We start from the raw sequence: 17145 nt of genomic DNA on the forward strand, positions 1-17145 counted from the left end.
TGAAGCGAAATACTTATTGAGGGGGAAATTTATGAAAGCCGCTACATATGCAGAAACATGGGATTTGGATGTATTTTTTGAAGGAGGCAGCAAGTCTGAAAGTTTTAAGCGTCACTTAGAAGAGCTTGAAAAGGATGTTCCATTATTTAAGGACGAGGCAGATCGGCTGGATGTGCCAAGCTCAAAAGAGGATTACGTTTACCTTAATCAAATCCTTGACTCATTCCAGGGAATTGCTAAAAGAATTAGACAGGCAGGTGCATTTGTCGGCTGCCTGCAGTCTCAGGATACAGAGGACAAATACGCAGCTGTGCTGAGAGGAAAAGTAACGCAGCTCAGCTCTCACTTTCAGAATGCACTCGCAAGCCTTGATCAAAAGCTGGTAAAAGTGGAGGATGGAGTCTGGGAAGAGCTTATTCAGACGGAAAGTCTGGCTGACCTCAGCTATGTGCTCACTGAACGCAGAAACAAAGCGAAGAATAAACTGCCGATGGAGCAGGAAACGCTGATTAATGCTCTATCAGTTGACGGATATCATGCGTGGGGACAGTTTTATGACACACTCGTCTCAACGGTGAAAATTCCATTCAGCGAAGATGGAGAAGTCAAGGAACTTTCAGTTGGTCAGGCGGCCAATAAATTCTCAAGTGCAGATCGTGAAGTCCGCAAGGCTGTATTTGAAGAGTGGGAAAAAGCATGGGGGGGCAAAGCTGATTTATTTGCCCAGACGCTGAACCATCTTGCAGGCTTCAGGCTGAATGTGTACGAAAAGCGGGGCTGGAACGATGTGCTCAGCGAGCCGCTTGAAATCAACCGAATGAAGCGGGAGACGCTCGATGTCATGTGGAAGGTCATTTCTGAAAACAAACAGTCTCTAGTAAAGTATTTAAAAAGAAAAGCAGAGCTTCTTGGGGTTGAGAAACTTAACTGGTATGATCTTGATGCGCCTATCGGCGGCAAAGAGTCGAAGGTTTCCTACCAGGAAGGCGCAGAGTTTATTCTTGATCAGTTCTCAAATTTCGGGGAAGAGCTCACCTCTTTTACGAAAAAAGCCTTTGAAGACCGCTGGATTGAAGCTGAAGACAGACAGGGAAAGGCACCGGGCGGATTTTGCACAAGCTTTCCGGAAAGCGATCAGTCACGCATTTTTATGACGTTCTCAGGCACGCCTTCAAACATTGCGACTCTTGCCCATGAGCTTGGCCATGCTTTTCATCAGCATGCAATGGCAGGCGTTCATCCGCTTAACCGCAGCTATGCGATGAATGTGGCGGAAACGGCCTCGACATTTGCCGAGATGATTGTGGCGGATGCTTCTGTAAAAAAAGCAAAAACAGAAGAAGAGCGCCTTGCCCTGCTTGAAGATAAAGTTCAGCGCAGTGTGGCGCTTCTGATGAATATACATGGCCGCTTTATTTTTGAAAATGCGTTCTATGAAGAGCGCAAAAAAGGAATGGTGAGTGCGGAGAGAATCAGCGAGCTGATGGAAGCCGCGCAAAAAGAAGCATATTGTGATTCATTGGGCGAGTATCACCCTCACTTCTGGGCATCAAAGCTGCACTTCCATATTACGGGCGTACCATTCTATAACTTCCCGTATACATTCGGTTATTTGTTCTCGCTTGGAATCTATGCAAAAGCGCTTGAGGAAGGAGCTGCTTTTGAACAGAAGTACATTGCCTTACTTAAAGATACAGGCTCGATGCAGGTTGAAGATCTTGCAATGAAGCATCTTGGCGCTGATCTGACAAAAGAAGATTTCTGGAAAGACGCAGTGGCTCTTATTGTTCAGGATGCAGAGGAGTTTCTTGAGGCAACAAAATAATGAGAAGAAGCTGCACCCATGAGCTTTTCGCGCGGGTGCAGCTTTTTTTGTAAGTTTCACTCTGAAATCTACTGATTCATTAAGATCCACCGGTCAATTTTACTGACGATGAGATCCTGCTGAATATACACGTTGATGTCTGCTTCGTTATCGCCTTTTTGATTTCCGTAAATGCCGAACTGCGCATGATTTCCTCCTTTTATCCTGTAAAAGAACGTGTCATCTGAAAGCAAATGTTTCTTCTCCCGTATATCCTCAAGAGTGGCCAGGCCGTCTCTATCAGCATAGATTGTCAGAATCGGAAAATCCGTTCCGGAAAAATCACTGGAATCTGTCGGGTAGGCAGCCATTAGGAACAATCCTTTTACTGTATCCTGGTTGTCATAGGCATATATGGATGCTGAAGCTCCTCCAAGTGAATGCCCTCCAAGATACCATTTTGTAATCTCCGGATGATCCTTAATCACATTGCTTGCTTTATTGATGCCGGTAATCGCCAGGTTAAAAGGCATTTTAACAATCGCCGCTGTATAGCCCCGCTGAGCAAGCTGTTCGGCAAGATAAGCGTAAGCCTCGGGCTCGACCTTTGCTCCTGGATAAAAAATGATGCCCGTTTTTGTCTTTTGATTCACTGGTTCAAAGAGCAAGTAGCCATCGGCATTGTTTTTCTTCTGAACGTTCGTGGAGTTATAAAGGTCATCTGAAGGTTTATATGTCTGCTGTGACCATATGTAAAAGCCTGCAAAGGCAAGTACAAGTGCTGCCACGGCTATCAGAAAAAAATTTTTGATCCATCTTTTCATGGGAAAACTCCTTAATTTATCGCGATTTCTGCTAAATTTTATGCTTTAATCCAACTAAAGGCAAATTTTGATGTTTGCCAAAAGACAAACTATTATTTAGAATAGTAGTATAACTTAATAAATATACGCTTAATCCTTAACAGGAGCGGGGGACCCGAATAGGTGCAGATGCACTGGGGGTGAATCCTTGTAGTATGAGGTAGGACAGCTCTTCGTCCGAATCCGACAGCTAACCTCGCTTGCGCTGGAGAGACTCAACTGTGAAAAGTCATAATTATTCAAATTGACTAATACAAACCGCGGGTATCTCCTGTGGTTTTTTTGTATTTTTCAAAAAACTCTCACAATCATGTTTCTCCATCCCGTTAAACTGGGAATAAATAACTAGCTTTTTATTATTCTATTTTACGGAGGTTGTCTATGAAACTAGCAACGAAAATCATCATTGGTCTCATTCTGGGTGCAATTGTAGGTTTAATCCTCAATATAACCGCACCGGATTTATTTAAGCAGCTGGATACTTTCCTGTTCACGCCGCTTGGAAAAATCTTCTTGAACTTAATCAACATGCTTGTAGTGCCGATTGTCTTCTTCTCCATCACTCTTGGGGTAGCCGGGCTCGGAGATCCGAAGAAGCTTGGAAGAATTGGTGTTAAAACTGTTTCTTATTTCCTTGTAACAACAGCTGTAGCCATTGTTATCGGCTTAATCCTTGCACTGACAATTCAGCCGGGAAATATTGGAGAATTTGATACAAAATCAGCTGAATATGATGCGAAGGAAGCACCATCTGTCGCTGAAACCTTCTTAAACATGATTCCAACAAATCCAATCAAGGCGTTTGCTGACGGAAACATGCTGCAGATCATTGTATTCTCCATCTTTGTAGGTCTTGGAATTACATTCCTTGGTAAAAAAGCGAGTGCTTTGCTGAAGTTTGTTGAGCAGGGCAATGATTTAATGATGTATCTTGTAAATCTAGTGATGAAATTTGCTCCATACGGTACATTCGGTCTTATTGCAACAGCAGTAGGAAGCCAGGGTCTGGATGCACTGAAAGCAATGGGATTGTATATGGGTGTTGTCATTCTGGCCCTTATTATCCACGCTATTATCACATACGGAGGATCTATCGCATTCCTTGCAAAGCAGAGCCCGATTGCTTTCTTTAAGAACTTCTCTCCTGCAATGGCAGTAGCTTTCAGTACGTCGAGCAGTAATGCTACTCTTCCGGTTTCAATGGAGACTGCGCAAAAACGACTGAAGGTTCCTGAGCCGATTTCAAGCTTCGTTCAGCCGCTTGGCGCAACGATCAACATGGACGGAACGGCCATTATGCAAGGTGTAGCAACAATCTTTATCGCACAGGTATATGGCATTGACTTATCATTCACACAATTGATTACTGTTGTTCTGACAGCTGTTCTTGCCTCAATCGGAACAGCAGGAGTGCCTGGTGTAGGTCTGATCATGCTTGCCATGGTACTGAACTCTGTCGGACTTCCGGTAGCGGGCATCGCCCTGATCATCGGGATTGATCGCCTTCTTGATATGGCGCGTACAGCCGTCAATATCACTGGTGACGCAGCATGTGCTGTCATTGTTGCTGAAACAGAGAAGAAGCATGGAGATTACGTGATTCCTGAAGTTGACCAAAAAACGGTGTAAAAAAATAGATTTCATGGAAAAGCGGCCGTTAATGGCCGCTTTTTTCGTCTGTACGTTAATATTAAGTGCACAAAATATGCACATTTTTCTGTTATGGTAAAAGAAATAAGAGTTATAAGGGGATTTACCGTGAACAAGCTTGCCATCAAAATCGGATTATTGTTTTTTTCCATTATCTTAATAGTAGAAACCTGTCTCTTTCTCTTTTTATACAGAAATCTTGTAAATACACGTGTGGAGGAAGAGCTGAATGCCCTGCAAATCAGGGGGGACAGCCACCGTGATGTCCTTGAGAAACACGGTGATGAAACAACAATGGAGCATGTTGTTCTCATGGAATCGGAAGCTGATACGGACGTTTTGCTGACAGCAGCGGATAAAACCGTTCTCTATGGATCTGCTGAACTCAATTCAGATATGAAAAAGGCATTGAAAGAGCCGCTTGAATCAGGGGAAGATTGGAAAAAAAGTCCTTATATCTGGACGGCAAGCCCCGTCCGCGACGGGGAAAAGGTAAACGGATATGTCTATATGTTTAAAGGGACAGACTCCATTCAATCCATGATCTCAAGGCTGAACGACCATTTCCTTTTTATCGGGACGGTTTCTGTGCTGCTGACCATTATAGCCGTCTTCTTTTTATCAAGAATCGTGACAAAGCCCCTGCTCAAGATGAAAGAAGCAACAGAGCGGTTAAGTGCAGGGGATTTTACCGTTAAGCTTCAAATGCACAGAAACGATGAGCTTGGGGAGCTTGGTGGATCGATTCAAAAGCTCGCAAATGATCTTGAACATCTGAAGCAGGAAAGAAACGAATTTTTGGCGAGCATCGCTCACGAATTGCGTACCCCCCTCACGTATATTAAAGGCTACGCCGATGTGGCAAAAAGACCGGATCTTCCTCAAGCTGAGCGGGCGAGCTATTTGACAATACTCACTGATCAAACGTCCAGCCTCTCAAGATTAGTGGAGGATCTTTTTGAACTGGCAAGGATGGATCAGCTGTCTTTTCAAATTGAAAAAGAGAAAACGGAAATTCGGGCGTTTCTCCGTAAAACAGCAGAACAGGTTCAGCCCGTTCTGGCAGACAAAAAGATGAAAGTTGTAGAGGACTTCCCGGAAGATGAGGTCTATCTTTTTATCGATCAGGCAAGGTTTGAGCAGGTCACATTGAATATTTTAGACAACGCCATCCGCTATTCAGAGGAACATTCAGCCATTACAGTGAAAGTCCGGGAAGACCATCATTCCGTGAAGATTGCCTATTCTGATGAGGGGATCGGGATACCTGAAAATGACCTGCAGCATGTCTTTGACAGGCTCTACAGAGTAGACAAGTCAAGGTCACGCCACAGCGGAGGGACAGGCCTTGGTTTGGCCATCGTGAAAGAAATTGTGGAGGCTGCGGGAGGCACTGTCCATGCGGAAAGCAGGCTTGGAAAAGGAACTTCTATTATTATTGAGTTTCAAAAGGAGTCAATAGCATGAAAAAAATACTTCTGATTGATGATGAACAGCTGATGCTTAATCTGCTGGAGCTTTATCTTGCACCTTCAGGCTATTCCTGCGTGAAAACCACTGACGGCAATAAAGCGGCAGATTTAATAGCAAACGAAAATCCTGCGCTGGTGATCTTGGATGTGATGATGCCGGATAAAAGCGGCTTTGACATCTGCCGGGAAATCAGGCTGTTTTCGGATATCCCGATCATTATGGTCACCGCCAGGGATCAGAAGGCTGATATTGTAAAAGGTCTCAGGGCCGGTGCAGATGACTATCTGACGAAACCCTTTGATGAATCCGAATTGCTTGCAAGAATAGAAGCCATTCTAAGAAGAACGCGAAACAACTCCGCTATTGAATTCAGGGGATTAAAGTGGGATGAAAACAAGCAGGAAGCTGTTTATCAGGAAAAACCAATCCCTTTTACCCCAAAGGAGTTCCAGCTTGCCGGCCTTTTCCTGCAAAACCGGAACAGGGTGTTTGACCGCGACCACTTGATTACAGCAGTATGGGGATATGAGGCAGATACAGATGGCAGAACGGTGGATTCACATGTGAGACATATCCGGGACAAACTTAGAAAAACAGGCTTTCCGGTTGAAGAACACCTTCAAACGGTATGGGGAGCAGGCTACAAGTGGACAGACGAAAAGAAATAGGCGATTTTTTCCTTTACATAGGGTAGGGGGGTATGGTAAATTAAAAACAAGGAGGTGCATGACATGGTTGATCACGCAAATGAACCTGAAAGCTGTCATGTTCCAGGATCAGACCGAAAGAGCCATCATTCGGAGACAACTAAAAAGAATTTGGTGACACGGCTGAACAGAATCGAAGGTCAGATTCGGGGAGTAAAAGGGCTGATTGATAAGGATACCTACTGTGATGATGTCCTGACACAAATAGCTGCCGTCCAATCTGCGCTGAACTCCGTCAGCAAAATCCTTCTCGAAGGCCACATGAAAAGCTGTCTGGTCGAACGCATCCAGGATGGGGACCTTGAAGTCATCGATGAAGTGCTCGTAACCGTCAAACGACTAATGAAATAAAACAAAAGGGGAGATTTGTTATGGAAAACGCAACACTGAATGTACAGGGAATGTCCTGCAACCACTGTGTGAAAGCAGTAGAGGGCGGCGTAGGTGAACTGAACGGCGTCACATCAGTAAAAGTCAATCTTAACGAAGGCACAGTAGCTGTCGAGTACAACCCGGAAAAAGTGAACCTTGCTGCCATCAAAGAAGCTATCGATGATCAGGGGTATGAAGTAGAATAGAAAAGCGGAATCGCCTCGGTCAGCTCCGAAGGGCAGAACGGCTCCCCCGGAAAAAGCCGGGTTTGCTTATTTTGGCGGATCCGTTCTGGCCGAGGAGTTAGGCGATGGAGCTGGACAACACGAAAAGCGGAATCGCTCGTTTAGCTCCGAAAGCCAGATAAGAATCCGGCTGAAAAGTCCGGGTTTGACTTTTTGGGCGGATTTGTTCTGGCAGAGGAGTTGAGCGATGGAGCTGGACAATGAGAAAAGCGGAGCCGACCGTTTAGGTCCGATCGGCGGATAAGAAATCACACGAAAAGTCCGGGTTTGACTTTTTGGGGGATTTTGTTCCGACTGAGGACCTGGGAGGCGCAGCTGGACAATACGAAATGTAGAATCGCTTTTAACAAAAGAAACCGTGCTAAACCGGCACGTTTTCTTTTTCAAAATTATATACCCCTATGTGGTATATGGAGGGACTCAATATGAGCAATCTCAAAGAAACCAATTTTCAAATTACGGGAATGACGTGTGCAGCCTGTTCAAACAGAATTGAAAAAGGGCTGAATAAGCTTGAGGGAGTTGAGCAGGCAACAGTGAACCTCGCTCTCGAAAAAGCTTCCGTCACGTTTGATCAGGGAAAAACGAACAGCGCAGCCATTCAACAAAAGGTGGAGGATCTGGGATACGGAGTCAGTCTTGAAAAAGCTGAATTTACTATTACCGGAATGACATGTGCCGCTTGTTCGGCAAGAATCGAAAAAGGACTGAACAAGCTCGAAGGCGTGTCAAAAGCAACGGTTAACTTAGCGCTTGAAACAGGTTCAGTTGAATACAGCCCTTCCGTTATTACCCCTCAGGATATGATTAGACGGGTTGAAAAACTTGGGTATGGCGCGAATGTCAAAGCAGAGAAAGACAATGTAGATACAGTGGACCGCAAGCAAAAAGAGATTGTGAAGCAGCAGAGAAAATTTATATTATCGGCTATCCTTTCAATTCCCCTGCTCTGGTCAATGGTCGGTCATTTCTCCTTTACCTCATGGATGTATGTGCCGGAACTGTTTATGAATCCGTGGTTTCAGCTGATTCTCGCAACTCCGGTACAGTTCATAATTGGAGGCCAGTTTTATATTGGCGCATACAAAGCACTTAAAAATAAGAGTGCCAACATGGACGTTCTTGTAGCACTTGGAACATCGGCTGCCTATTTCTACAGTCTCTATTTAACAATAGAATCCATCGGGCACGCCGGTCATATGCCGGAACTCTATTTTGAAACAAGTGCTGTGCTGATTACCTTAATTCTGCTCGGAAAGCTGTTTGAGGTTAAAGCAAAAGGAAGATCGTCAGAAGCGATTAAAAAACTGATGGGACTTCAGGCAAAAACAGCAAGAGTGATCAGGAACGGTACCGAACTTGAGGTGCCGCTTGAAGAAGTCGCAGCAGGTGATACCGTTTTAATTAAACCGGGAGAAAAAGTGCCTGTCGATGGTGAAATCGTAGAGGGGAATTCAGCATTTGATGAATCCATGCTGACAGGTGAAAGCATTCCTGCCGATAAATCACCGGGGGATCAAGTCTATGGAGCAACGATTAATAAAAATGGTTTCGTAAAGGTAAAGGCAACGAAAGTCGGCAAGGACTCAGCGCTTGCACAAATCATAAAAGTAGTCGAGCAGGCACAAACGTCTAAAGCGCCGATTCAGCGTCTCGCTGATCAAATATCAGGCATCTTCGTTCCAATCGTAGTCGGAATTGCCGTTCTGACGTTCCTTATCTGGATCTTATGGGTTGATCAGGGGAACTTTGCCGGAGCACTTGAAAAAATGATTGCCGTGCTGGTCATTGCCTGTCCATGTGCACTGGGCCTCGCTACCCCAACCTCCATCATGGCAGGTTCCGGGCGAGCTGCAGAAGCGGGTATTCTTTTCAAAGGCGGAGAACACCTGGAGACGGCACACCTTGTCGATACGATTGTTTTAGATAAAACCGGTACTGTGACAAAAGGGGAACCGGAATTAACTGATGTGATTCTGTATGGGGAGCGCGATGAAGAAACGGTTCTGAAGCTGATTGCTGCAGCAGAAAATCAGTCTGAACATCCTCTGGCTCAGGCCATTGTCGCCGGAGCCAGAGAGAAAGGCGTCGAGCTCGCAGAAGCTAGCCAGTTTGAATCTGTACCTGGCTTTGGTATTAAGGCTGAGGCGGGCGGCCATCAAGTGCTGGTCGGAACAATCCGCCTGATGGAGAAATACGGGATCGACGCACAACCAGCTCTTTTTGAAAAGGAACGCCTTGAAGCAGATGGAAAAACGGCTATGCTTGCGGCAATTGACGGGGAACTAGCAGGGTTGATTGCAGTAGCTGATACGATCAAAGAAACTTCTAAAGCAGCGGTTGAACGGTTAAAGCAGATGGGACTTAACGTCATCATGATGACGGGTGACAACGAACGGACAGCACAGGCAATCGCTAAAGCTGCGGGCATTGATCATGTTATTGCTGAAGTGCTTCCTGAAGGAAAAGCAGAAGAAGTGATAAACCTTCAGAAGGCAGGGAAAAAAGTGGCGATGGTAGGAGACGGCATTAATGATGCTCCAGCTCTCGCCGCTGCAGACACAGGCATGGCAATTGGCACAGGAACGGACATCGCCATGGAAGCTGCGGATATTACGCTGATGAGAGGCGACTTGAACAGCATTGCAGATGCCATCTACATGAGCAAGCTGACCATCCGCAACATCAAGCAGAACCTCTTCTGGGCTTTTGGATATAATACGCTCGGCATTCCAGTTGCAGCGGCCGGTCTGCTTGCACCGTGGCTTGCAGGAGCAGCCATGGCCTTAAGTTCCGTATCAGTCGTACTGAATGCCTTAAGGCTGCAGCGTGCAAAATTATAAAGAGTGTGAACCAGGTCTGCCGCGGCGGCCTGGTTTTTTTGATACAGTGTTTTTTCACCCCAAAATGGACCCGGACTGTTAGACACCTGTTTTGGATCGTTATACCTGGTATTTCGCTTGTTAGCACGGCAGTTTGGACTGTTAGACACTGACTATGGATTGTTAGCGAGACCGGAGCCCCCTGAGATGACCTCTTTTTTCAGCGGTAGGCGGAGTTACGCCCGGTAATCCGGCTGCGACGACAGAGTTGGATGTAAAATGAATGAAGTTGTTTGTAAAAGTACAAAAGTCGGTAGGTAAGACACAGAAGCCGGAAGAAAAAATACGATAGTTGGACGTAATGATCACATCACACTTGCCGCTTCAGCAATCTATATCGAAGTACGCAGGTATGCCTTGAGAAAAAACCTGAAATTTACAGCCAGACTCAGCAAAACATATATGTAAGCGCTTAAATAAGCGATTTACACCTGAAATCAAAGCTTTTTGCCCAAATATGCCTCTTTACTGTCCATTCCAACAGGAGTAAGATACTCTCATAACTCACATTCATATGTTCTTAAATCGCTGAATCCATTAGGAGCGGGGGACCCAAATTTGCTGCAGATTGCAGCTCGGGGTGAATCCTTTACAGGTAGGGCTACTCTCATTGCCCGAATCCGACAGCTAACTTCGCAAGCGTTCTTGAGAGAGGATAAATGAAACATATTGCTGTCTAAAAAAACAGGCGCAGTGGTTCATGGGACCTCTGTGTCTTTTTTGTGTGCAAAAATAATGGATTGAAAGAAGGAAAAATCAGGTGGGAAAGCAGTTTGCGGTTTTTGGGCTCGGACGTTTCGGAGGAAGTCTTGTAAAGGAATTTCATGAAATGGGAATTGAAGTGCTGGCAGTTGATAAAGATGATGAAAAGGTGCAGTACTATTCACAATATGCCACTCTGGCTGTGCAGGCAAATGCGATTGATGAAACAACATTGAAGCAGCTTGGGGTCCGGAATGTGGATCATGCCTTTGTTTCTTTCGGCGATGATATCGAAGGGAGCATCCTGACCTCACTGATTTTAAAAGAGATGAAGATTCCCCAGGTTTGGGCAAAGGCTCAAAATGACTATCATCACAAAGTTTTAGACAAAATAGGAGTAGACAAAGTCATCCATCCCGAGCGTGATATGGCAAAACGCATCGCGCACTATATCTTCTCAGAGAAAATGGTTGATTACATTGAACTATCAAAAGATTATAGTATGGCTGAGCTAGTCGCTACATCCAAAATCCACAGGAAAACGCTGATTGATCTTGATATTAGATCGAGATACGGCTGCAACATTGTAGGAATTCAGCGGGAGGAAGAAATCATTGTTTCCCCGCCGGCGGAAGAATCCATTAAAACCGGTGATATTCTGCTGGTAATTGGACGTAATAAGGACATATCAAGATTTGAGGAGGAGGGGATGTAGGTGATCAGTTCTCAGAAACTGCAAAAAATGATTCGTTTTAATCCGTCCCAGCTTCTAGTGATTGTTTTTGCAGCGGGAATTTCCCTTGGATCTGCTTTGCTCATGCTTCCAATATCCACACATGAGCCAATCAGATGGATCGACGCTTTTTTTGTTGCAACTTCGGCTATGACAGTAACGGGGCTTTCGCCTGTTGATCCAGGTTCGACATTCACATATACGGGCCAGTTTATTATCGCCATGCTCATACAGCTTGGCGGGCTCGGTATTATGTCTTTTGGTGTTCTTATTTACATGGTTTTAGGACGTAAAATCGGCATTAAAGAACGTTTAATGATGCAAACGGCTCTGAACCAGACCTCTATAGGCGGTGTCATTAATTTAGTAAAGTACTTATTTTTATTCTCTTTAATCATCGAGTTTATTGCAATGATTTTCCTTTCATTCAGGTGGGTTCCTGAGTTTGGATGGGAAAAAGGTTTGTTTTACAGTTTCTTTCATTCCATTTCAGCTTTTAATAACGCAGGATTTGCCTTATGGCCGGATAATCTGATGAGATATGTGGGAGACCCGCTGATCAATTTTGTGCTTTCATCTCTCTTTATTATCGGAGGGATCGGATTTACCGTGCTCATCGATATATGGCGGAAAAGAAGCTTTAAAAAGTTTTCGCTTCATACGAAGCTGATGCTGGTTGGAACCCTCATTATTAATACAGCAGCTATGTTCATTATCTTCTTTATTGAGTATTCAAACCCTGAAACTCTCGGAAATCTGTCGTCAGGAAGCAAGCTCCTTGCCTCGTATTTTCAGGCTGTATCTCCAAGAACCGCCGGTTTTAATACCCTTGATATGGCAAGTCTTGAAGATTCGACTTTATTCCTTATGATCATTCTCATGTTCGTGGGAGCAGGAAGTGCGTCAACCGGAGGCGGAATTAAGCTTACAACCGCAATTATTATTCTCTTTGCCACCTTTTCTTTTTTAAGGGGGAGAGAAACACTCAATATTGCCAAACGTTCGCTTCATCCAAAATACATTGTAAAAGCCCTTGCTATTACAGTCGCAAGTCTTCTATTTGTCATTACAGCTGTCTTTATCCTGACGGTATCAGAAGACCTTACATTTATGGAAATCGTTTTTGAAGTGGTATCTGCCTTTGGTACTGTCGGTCTGTCCATGTCCGTTACGCCAAAGCTGACTGACCTTGGAAAGCAAGTCATCATCTTTATCATGTTCTTAGGAAAAGTAGGACCGCTTACGCTTTTATTCTCTATAGCAAAACCTCAAAAGGAAAAAATCAAATATCCAAATGAAGACATTTTAACAGGATGAAAAAAGGGCTCCGCTATAAGCGGGGCCTTTACAAATTCGATAAGATAAGGGAAGCAAGCACACCAACGGAAGCGATAAAACCTACTACAGGCCCTCCCTCCTCAAAGGCTTCAGGCATCATGGTCGAAGCAACCATAGCAATGATTCCGCCTGCGGCAAAGGCGCCTATTCCCGCAATCACATCAGGGCCTGCCTGCTGCAGGAGCGTATATCCAAGAAATGAACTTAAAGAGGACAGCATAAGCACGATGAGCCACATGGTAAGGATTTTCTTTTTTGAGTACCCGTCCTTGCGCAGTCCGACTGAGCTTGACAGTCCTTCTGGAAAATTGCTGATAAAAACAGCTGTGACCATCAGGAAACTGACGGCATTTTCCTGAAGCAGGCTGACTCCGATGATGACGGACTCAGGTATGGCATCAATGACAGTGCCGATAAAAATCGAGACTCCAGAATGATTTTCGGGGTTTTTATTTGATCGCTTGCGGTCACTGCCGCCTTTTTTCGTAATCAGCAGTTCGCTGATCGTGAAGGTGAGCGAACCAATGATAAATCCTGCTGATGCGGTCATCAGTCCGCCGTCATCTACAGATTCCCTTAAAAGTTCAAAAGAAGCTGCTCCTATTAAAACACCTGTACCAAACGACATAATCCACCCGAGGATTCTGCGGGGTATTTCTTTATAGATGCCAAGCAATGCGCCCAGCAGAATAGAGGAACCGGCAAAAGCTCCCCACAATGCGGCCTGCAGCATTTGTCTAAAGTCCCTCCTCACCCAAATTTCTACCTATAGCTTTCCAAAGATTGTTAAAAGAATACGAATAATCACATGTAAAAGATTTGAATTTTCAGTAAAATAAGAAGTGAACGCATTTCCTGAAACGGGATGCACAACCATTGGAAGCAAACCTGCTGTTTAACTTAAAAAAGTATATGGATCAGAAACTGTATGAATATACAGTTACCCGCCTTTCATCTTTTTATAAACGGTGCTACGGGGAATTTGACAGGCGCGCTGCACACACAGACAGAGAAGGACAGCCAAAGCTGATCCGCAATGATAAATATAGAAGAAACGAAAAAACGTCCCCCATCAGGAGGACGTTTTTCGTTAAAAGGGTCTATATAAAGATAAGTGGGAGACAAAAATTAGTTTTCAAGAACCAGCTTTTCAATATCATCAAGAACAAGATTCGCTGATTTTACTCCGCCTGATGTGTTCCAGATTGCATCGCTCACCTGGTAAGATTTGCCTTCTTTCACAGCATTCAGGTTTTTCCAAAGCGGGTCATTTGTCCATTCTTCCACCTGTTTGTCTGCATCAGCTTTTGATTCAGCTGGGTCATATGTGAAGTAGAAGAGAAGGTCTCCGTCCATTTCAGGAATCAATTCTTTTGTTACTTCACGTGCGAAAAGGTCCTTAGGGTTATCAGAGAATACTTTTTCAAGGTTTGCAGGCTTTGTAAATCCAAGCTGCTCAAGAATGACTCCCGAGAATGAGTCTTTGTTGTAGATGCGGGTAGCGCCAGCCATGAAACGGACAACTGATACGTCCTGATTCAGCTTTTCTCCGCCTTTTTCTTTTAGTTCAGCAATGCGTGCATCGTAGTCTGCAAGGACTTTTTTGCCTTCTTCTTCGCGGTCAAGTGCTTTTGCGTAGAATTTGAAGTTTTCCTGCCATTGTCCTTTCAGCGTTTCTGAAAAAACAGTCGGTGCAATTTTGCTTAGTTTTTCATACTGATCTTCCTGGCGCAGCTTGTTTCCGATGATGAGATCAGGCTTAAGCGCTGCGATTGCTTCTACATTAAGAGCACTTTCGTCTCCAACAACTTCAACGTCTTTCATGTCTCCGGCAATATGCTCATACCAAGGGTCGCCAATCCATGATTTAACGGCTCCCACTGGTGTTACTCCAAGTGCAAGCAGTGCTTCTGTTCCTTCGTTTGTAAGGATGACCACTTTTTCAGGCTTGCCCTTTACTTCTGTCGTGCCCATTGCGTGTTCAACTGTATAAGATTCGCCTTCTTTATCTTTGCTGCCTGTATCGGCTGATTCTTCTTTTTCGCCATTGCCGCATGCTGCTAGCATTACTGCAGATAAAACGATTGCAATCAGTGCCAGCCATGCTTTTTGATATGTAGCTTGCATATGTTCTCTTACCCCCGTATTGTATTTGATAATGATTTTCATTTACAAGTTAAATATTAATTTTTCTGATTTCCGTTGTCAACATTTAATTGAAAATGATTTTCAAAATCACTTGATTTTGTTACAATAACGGTAGAAAAAAATAATCCTGGGATGGTTTAACATCAAGAGGTATAAATATGTTATTACAATCTAATTTAATGAAATCCGGAGGACTTGTTCTTGGAGTCATCCTTCTTATTGCAAGTGCCTGTGCAAGTGTTGTGCTCGGATATACCCAAACCTCCTGGCAGACCGCAATTGCTGCATTTACAGGCTTTGACGGATCAAATGAACATATTATCATTCAAAATGTGCGCCTTCCGAGAGCCTTGGTTGCTGCGGTTGTAGGGGCAAGTCTTGCTGTTGCAGGGGCACTGATGCAGGCCCTTACGAAAAATCCGCTCGCATCTCCCGGGGTTTTCGGGATCAATGCAGGAGCCGGTTTTTTTGTAGTCATTGCTGTGTCCGTATTCGGCGTGACGTCTCTCCAAGCTTTCACATGGATTTCGTTTGCCGGAGCTGCAGTTGCAGCGTTTACAGTCTACTTTGCAGGCTCCTTCGGGCGTGAAGGTCTTACTCCGATGAAGCTCACACTTGCGGGTGCTGCAATGGCCGCCTTGTTTTCTTCTTTAACTCAGGGATTTCTTGTCAGCAATGAGGCTGCCCTTGATCAGGTGCTGTTCTGGCTTGCAGGGTCTGTTCAGGGAAGGAAGCTCGAGCTGCTCTACAGTGTGCTGCCTTATACAGCCGCCGCTTTTTTCATCTGCGTGTTTCTTGCGTCTAAAATCAACCTTCTGATGATGGGGGAAGATGTGGCGAAAGGTCTCGGACAGAAGACAGGAACGGTTAAACTGGTGACAGCTGCCGTTATTATTCTGCTTGCAGGCGGTGCGGTTGCCATTGCAGGACCTGTAGGGTTTGTCGGAATCGTGATTCCTCATATAGCGCGTTACCTGGTTGGAAATGATCACCGCTGGATCTTGCCGTATTGCGCTGTACTTGGTGCAGTCCTGCTGCTGATAGCGGATATAGGAGCCAGATTTGCAGCGATGCCTGAAGAGGTTCCGGTCGGAGTGATGACGGCTCTTGTCGGAACGCCGTTTTTCATCTACATCGCACGCAGGGGGTTCCAAAAACAATGAAAAGCTATCAATCTTTCAGAATCGGCAAAGGAGTTATCTCGTTTCTTATTGATAAAAAGGCACTAGCTGTCTTTTTAATCCTTCTTGCCGTGACGTCTTTTACGTTTTTGTTCAGTACGGGAATGGGAGATATGCGGATTAATCCGCTGCAGGTGTTAAAGACGCTTGCCGGATACGGAACGGAAATGGATGAGCTCGTCATAAATTCGTTCAGGCTGCCGCGAATTCTAATTGCGCTGATGGTCGGCATATCTCTCGCCATAGCAGGGGGAATTCTGCAGGGCATTATCCGCAACCCGCTCGCATCCCCTGATATTATCGGGATTACAGGCGGAGCATCTGTCGCGATTGTCCTTTTCCTGGTGCTTTTCAGTGATAAAAACAATTCGCTGACCGTTCCAATTCAGTGGATGCCGGTTGCTGCCTTTATCGGCGCAACGGTTATTGCTTTGCTTGTATATCTTTTATCCTGGAGGGGCGGTTCATCATCGATCAGACTGGTTCTGGTCGGAATTGGTCTTTCTATGCTTGCTCAGTCACTTACAACCCTGCTGCTGATCAAAGGTCCGATTTACAGAGCAGCGCAGGCTAATATATGGATTACCGGGACGGTGTACTCTGCAACGTGGGAACAGGTGAAAGTGATGGTGCCTGTTACCATAGTGCTCGTGATCATCAGCTTTATTTTTGTCCGGAACGTCAACATTCAGGAGCTTGGGGATGAGCTTGCAGCCGGTGTTGGCAGCTCAGTGCAGAAAAACAGGTTCATTCTTCTGCTGATTGCAACAGCCCTGACAGGAAGCGCAGTGGCATTTGCCGGAGGCATTGGGTTTGTGGGGCTGATCGCGCCGCATATTGCAAGAAGGCTTGTCGGATCTTCCTTTGGAGCCCTGCTTCCTGTATCAGCTCTAATAGGCGCTGTTCTTGTAATGGCAGCAGATCTCATCGGAAGAACCCTGTTCGCCCCGCTCGAAATTCCTGCGGGCGTTTTTACAGCAGCAATCGGAGCTCCGTACTTTATTTATCTGCTTTACAGAAGCAGAAACAATTAAACCCATTCTTATG

The 17145-nt window shown here is 45.0% G+C and carries 14 protein-coding genes and 2 riboswitches; of the genes, 11 read left to right on the forward strand and 3 right to left on the reverse strand.

Going from position 1 to position 17145, the window contains the following annotated elements:
- Positions 1-31 precede the first annotated feature (31 nt).
- Positions 32-1825 (forward strand): M3 family oligoendopeptidase, encoded by a 1794-nt coding sequence (locus RKD52_RS03640; protein ID WP_454098715.1) that lies wholly within the window; start codon positions 32-34, stop codon positions 1823-1825.
- Positions 1826-1893: 68 nt separating this feature from the next.
- Here the strand turns inward: RKD52_RS03640 and RKD52_RS03645 are convergent, their stop codons facing one another.
- Positions 1894-2628 carry an alpha/beta fold hydrolase gene (locus RKD52_RS03645; RefSeq protein WP_454098716.1) on the reverse strand — a complete coding sequence of 245 codons (735 nt, stop codon included), beginning with the start codon at positions 2626-2628 and terminating at the stop codon, positions 1894-1896.
- 116 nt (positions 2629-2744) lie between these two features.
- A riboswitch (cyclic di-AMP (ydaO/yuaA leader) is annotated at positions 2745-2887 on the forward strand.
- Positions 2888-3048: 161 nt separating this feature from the next.
- Between RKD52_RS03645 and RKD52_RS03650 the strand changes: the two genes are divergently transcribed.
- From RKD52_RS03650 to RKD52_RS03685, 8 genes are all read left to right on the forward strand, one after another.
- Complete coding sequence (locus RKD52_RS03650; protein ID WP_454098717.1) at positions 3049-4296, forward strand: dicarboxylate/amino acid:cation symporter; 1248 nt, start codon at positions 3049-3051, stop codon at positions 4294-4296.
- Positions 4297-4425: 129 nt separating this feature from the next.
- On the forward strand, positions 4426-5784 hold the full coding sequence (locus RKD52_RS03655) for a sensor histidine kinase (protein ID WP_454098718.1): 1359 nt from the start codon (positions 4426-4428) through the stop codon (positions 5782-5784).
- A complete protein-coding gene (locus RKD52_RS03660; RefSeq protein WP_454098719.1) occupies positions 5781-6458 on the forward strand; it encodes a response regulator transcription factor in 678 nt (225 codons plus the stop codon). The genes RKD52_RS03655 and RKD52_RS03660 overlap by 4 nt, the downstream gene beginning before the upstream one ends.
- Positions 6459-6521: 63 nt before the next feature.
- Positions 6522-6848 carry a metal-sensitive transcriptional regulator gene (locus RKD52_RS03665; protein ID WP_454098720.1) on the forward strand — a complete coding sequence of 109 codons (327 nt, stop codon included), beginning with the start codon at positions 6522-6524 and terminating at the stop codon, positions 6846-6848.
- Between the two features lie 20 nt (positions 6849-6868).
- The gene (gene copZ / locus RKD52_RS03670) at positions 6869-7075 is read left to right on the forward strand and encodes a copper chaperone CopZ (RefSeq protein ID WP_029284277.1); all 207 of its coding nucleotides are present in this window, start codon (positions 6869-6871) and stop codon (positions 7073-7075) included.
- A gap of 464 nt (positions 7076-7539) precedes the next feature.
- Positions 7540-9957 carry a heavy metal translocating P-type ATPase gene (locus tag RKD52_RS03675; protein WP_454098721.1) on the forward strand — a complete coding sequence of 806 codons (2418 nt, stop codon included), beginning with the start codon at positions 7540-7542 and terminating at the stop codon, positions 9955-9957.
- A gap of 555 nt (positions 9958-10512) precedes the next feature.
- Positions 10513-10653, forward strand: a riboswitch (cyclic di-AMP (ydaO/yuaA leader).
- Positions 10654-10756: 103 nt separating this feature from the next.
- A complete protein-coding gene (locus tag RKD52_RS03680; RefSeq protein WP_369734279.1) occupies positions 10757-11413 on the forward strand; it encodes a potassium channel family protein in 657 nt (218 codons plus the stop codon).
- Between the two features lie 27 nt (positions 11414-11440).
- Entirely contained in the window at positions 11441-12748 is a 1308-nt protein-coding gene (locus tag RKD52_RS03685; protein ID WP_454101129.1) for a TrkH family potassium uptake protein, read from the forward strand.
- Between the two features lie 28 nt (positions 12749-12776).
- Here RKD52_RS03685 and RKD52_RS03690 read toward each other — a convergent pair whose 3' ends face one another.
- Both RKD52_RS03690 and RKD52_RS03695 read right to left on the reverse strand, forming a co-directional pair.
- Complete coding sequence (locus RKD52_RS03690; RefSeq protein WP_454098722.1) at positions 12777-13502, reverse strand: ZIP family metal transporter; 726 nt, start codon at positions 13500-13502, stop codon at positions 12777-12779.
- A 395-nt stretch (positions 13503-13897) separates the two neighbouring features.
- Positions 13898-14896 (reverse strand): ABC transporter substrate-binding protein, encoded by a 999-nt coding sequence (locus tag RKD52_RS03695; protein WP_454098723.1) that lies wholly within the window; start codon positions 14894-14896, stop codon positions 13898-13900.
- 179 nt (positions 14897-15075) lie between these two features.
- Here RKD52_RS03695 and RKD52_RS03700 point away from each other — a divergent pair, with 179 nt between their 5' ends.
- On the forward strand, positions 15076-16080 hold the full coding sequence (locus RKD52_RS03700) for a FecCD family ABC transporter permease (RefSeq protein WP_454098724.1): 1005 nt from the start codon (positions 15076-15078) through the stop codon (positions 16078-16080).
- Positions 16077-17132: a FecCD family ABC transporter permease gene (locus tag RKD52_RS03705; protein WP_454098725.1), complete on the forward strand. Its 1056-nt coding sequence runs from the start codon at positions 16077-16079 to the stop codon at positions 17130-17132. The genes RKD52_RS03700 and RKD52_RS03705 overlap by 4 nt, the downstream gene beginning before the upstream one ends.
- Positions 17133-17145 lie beyond the last annotated feature (13 nt).

This window comes from Metabacillus sp. SLBN-84 (assembly GCF_053629595.1).

Bases quoted from the DNA above. Each gene is read 5' to 3' on its own strand.
- RKD52_RS03685 (WP_454101129.1), top strand. From the start codon at position 11,441: ATGATTCGTTTTAATCCGTCCCAGCTTCTAGTGATTGTTTTTGCAGCG.
- RKD52_RS03690 (WP_454098722.1), bottom strand. From the start codon at position 13,502: ATGCTGCAGGCCGCATTGTGGGGAGCTTTTGCCGGTTCCTCTATTCTG.
- RKD52_RS03695 (WP_454098723.1), bottom strand. From the start codon at position 14,896: ATGCAAGCTACATATCAAAAAGCATGGCTGGCACTGATTGCAATCGTT.
- RKD52_RS03665 (WP_454098720.1), top strand. From the start codon at position 6,522: ATGGTTGATCACGCAAATGAACCTGAAAGCTGTCATGTTCCAGGATCA.
- RKD52_RS03700 (WP_454098724.1), top strand. From the start codon at position 15,076: ATGTTATTACAATCTAATTTAATGAAATCCGGAGGACTTGTTCTTGGA.
- RKD52_RS03650 (WP_454098717.1), top strand. From the start codon at position 3,049: ATGAAACTAGCAACGAAAATCATCATTGGTCTCATTCTGGGTGCAATT.
- RKD52_RS03640 (WP_454098715.1), top strand. From the start codon at position 32: ATGAAAGCCGCTACATATGCAGAAACATGGGATTTGGATGTATTTTTT.
- RKD52_RS03705 (WP_454098725.1), top strand. From the start codon at position 16,077: ATGAAAAGCTATCAATCTTTCAGAATCGGCAAAGGAGTTATCTCGTTT.
- RKD52_RS03645 (WP_454098716.1), bottom strand. From the start codon at position 2,628: ATGAAAAGATGGATCAAAAATTTTTTTCTGATAGCCGTGGCAGCACTT.
- copZ (WP_029284277.1), top strand. From the start codon at position 6,869: ATGGAAAACGCAACACTGAATGTACAGGGAATGTCCTGCAACCACTGT.
- RKD52_RS03660 (WP_454098719.1), top strand. From the start codon at position 5,781: ATGAAAAAAATACTTCTGATTGATGATGAACAGCTGATGCTTAATCTG.
- RKD52_RS03675 (WP_454098721.1), top strand. From the start codon at position 7,540: ATGAGCAATCTCAAAGAAACCAATTTTCAAATTACGGGAATGACGTGT.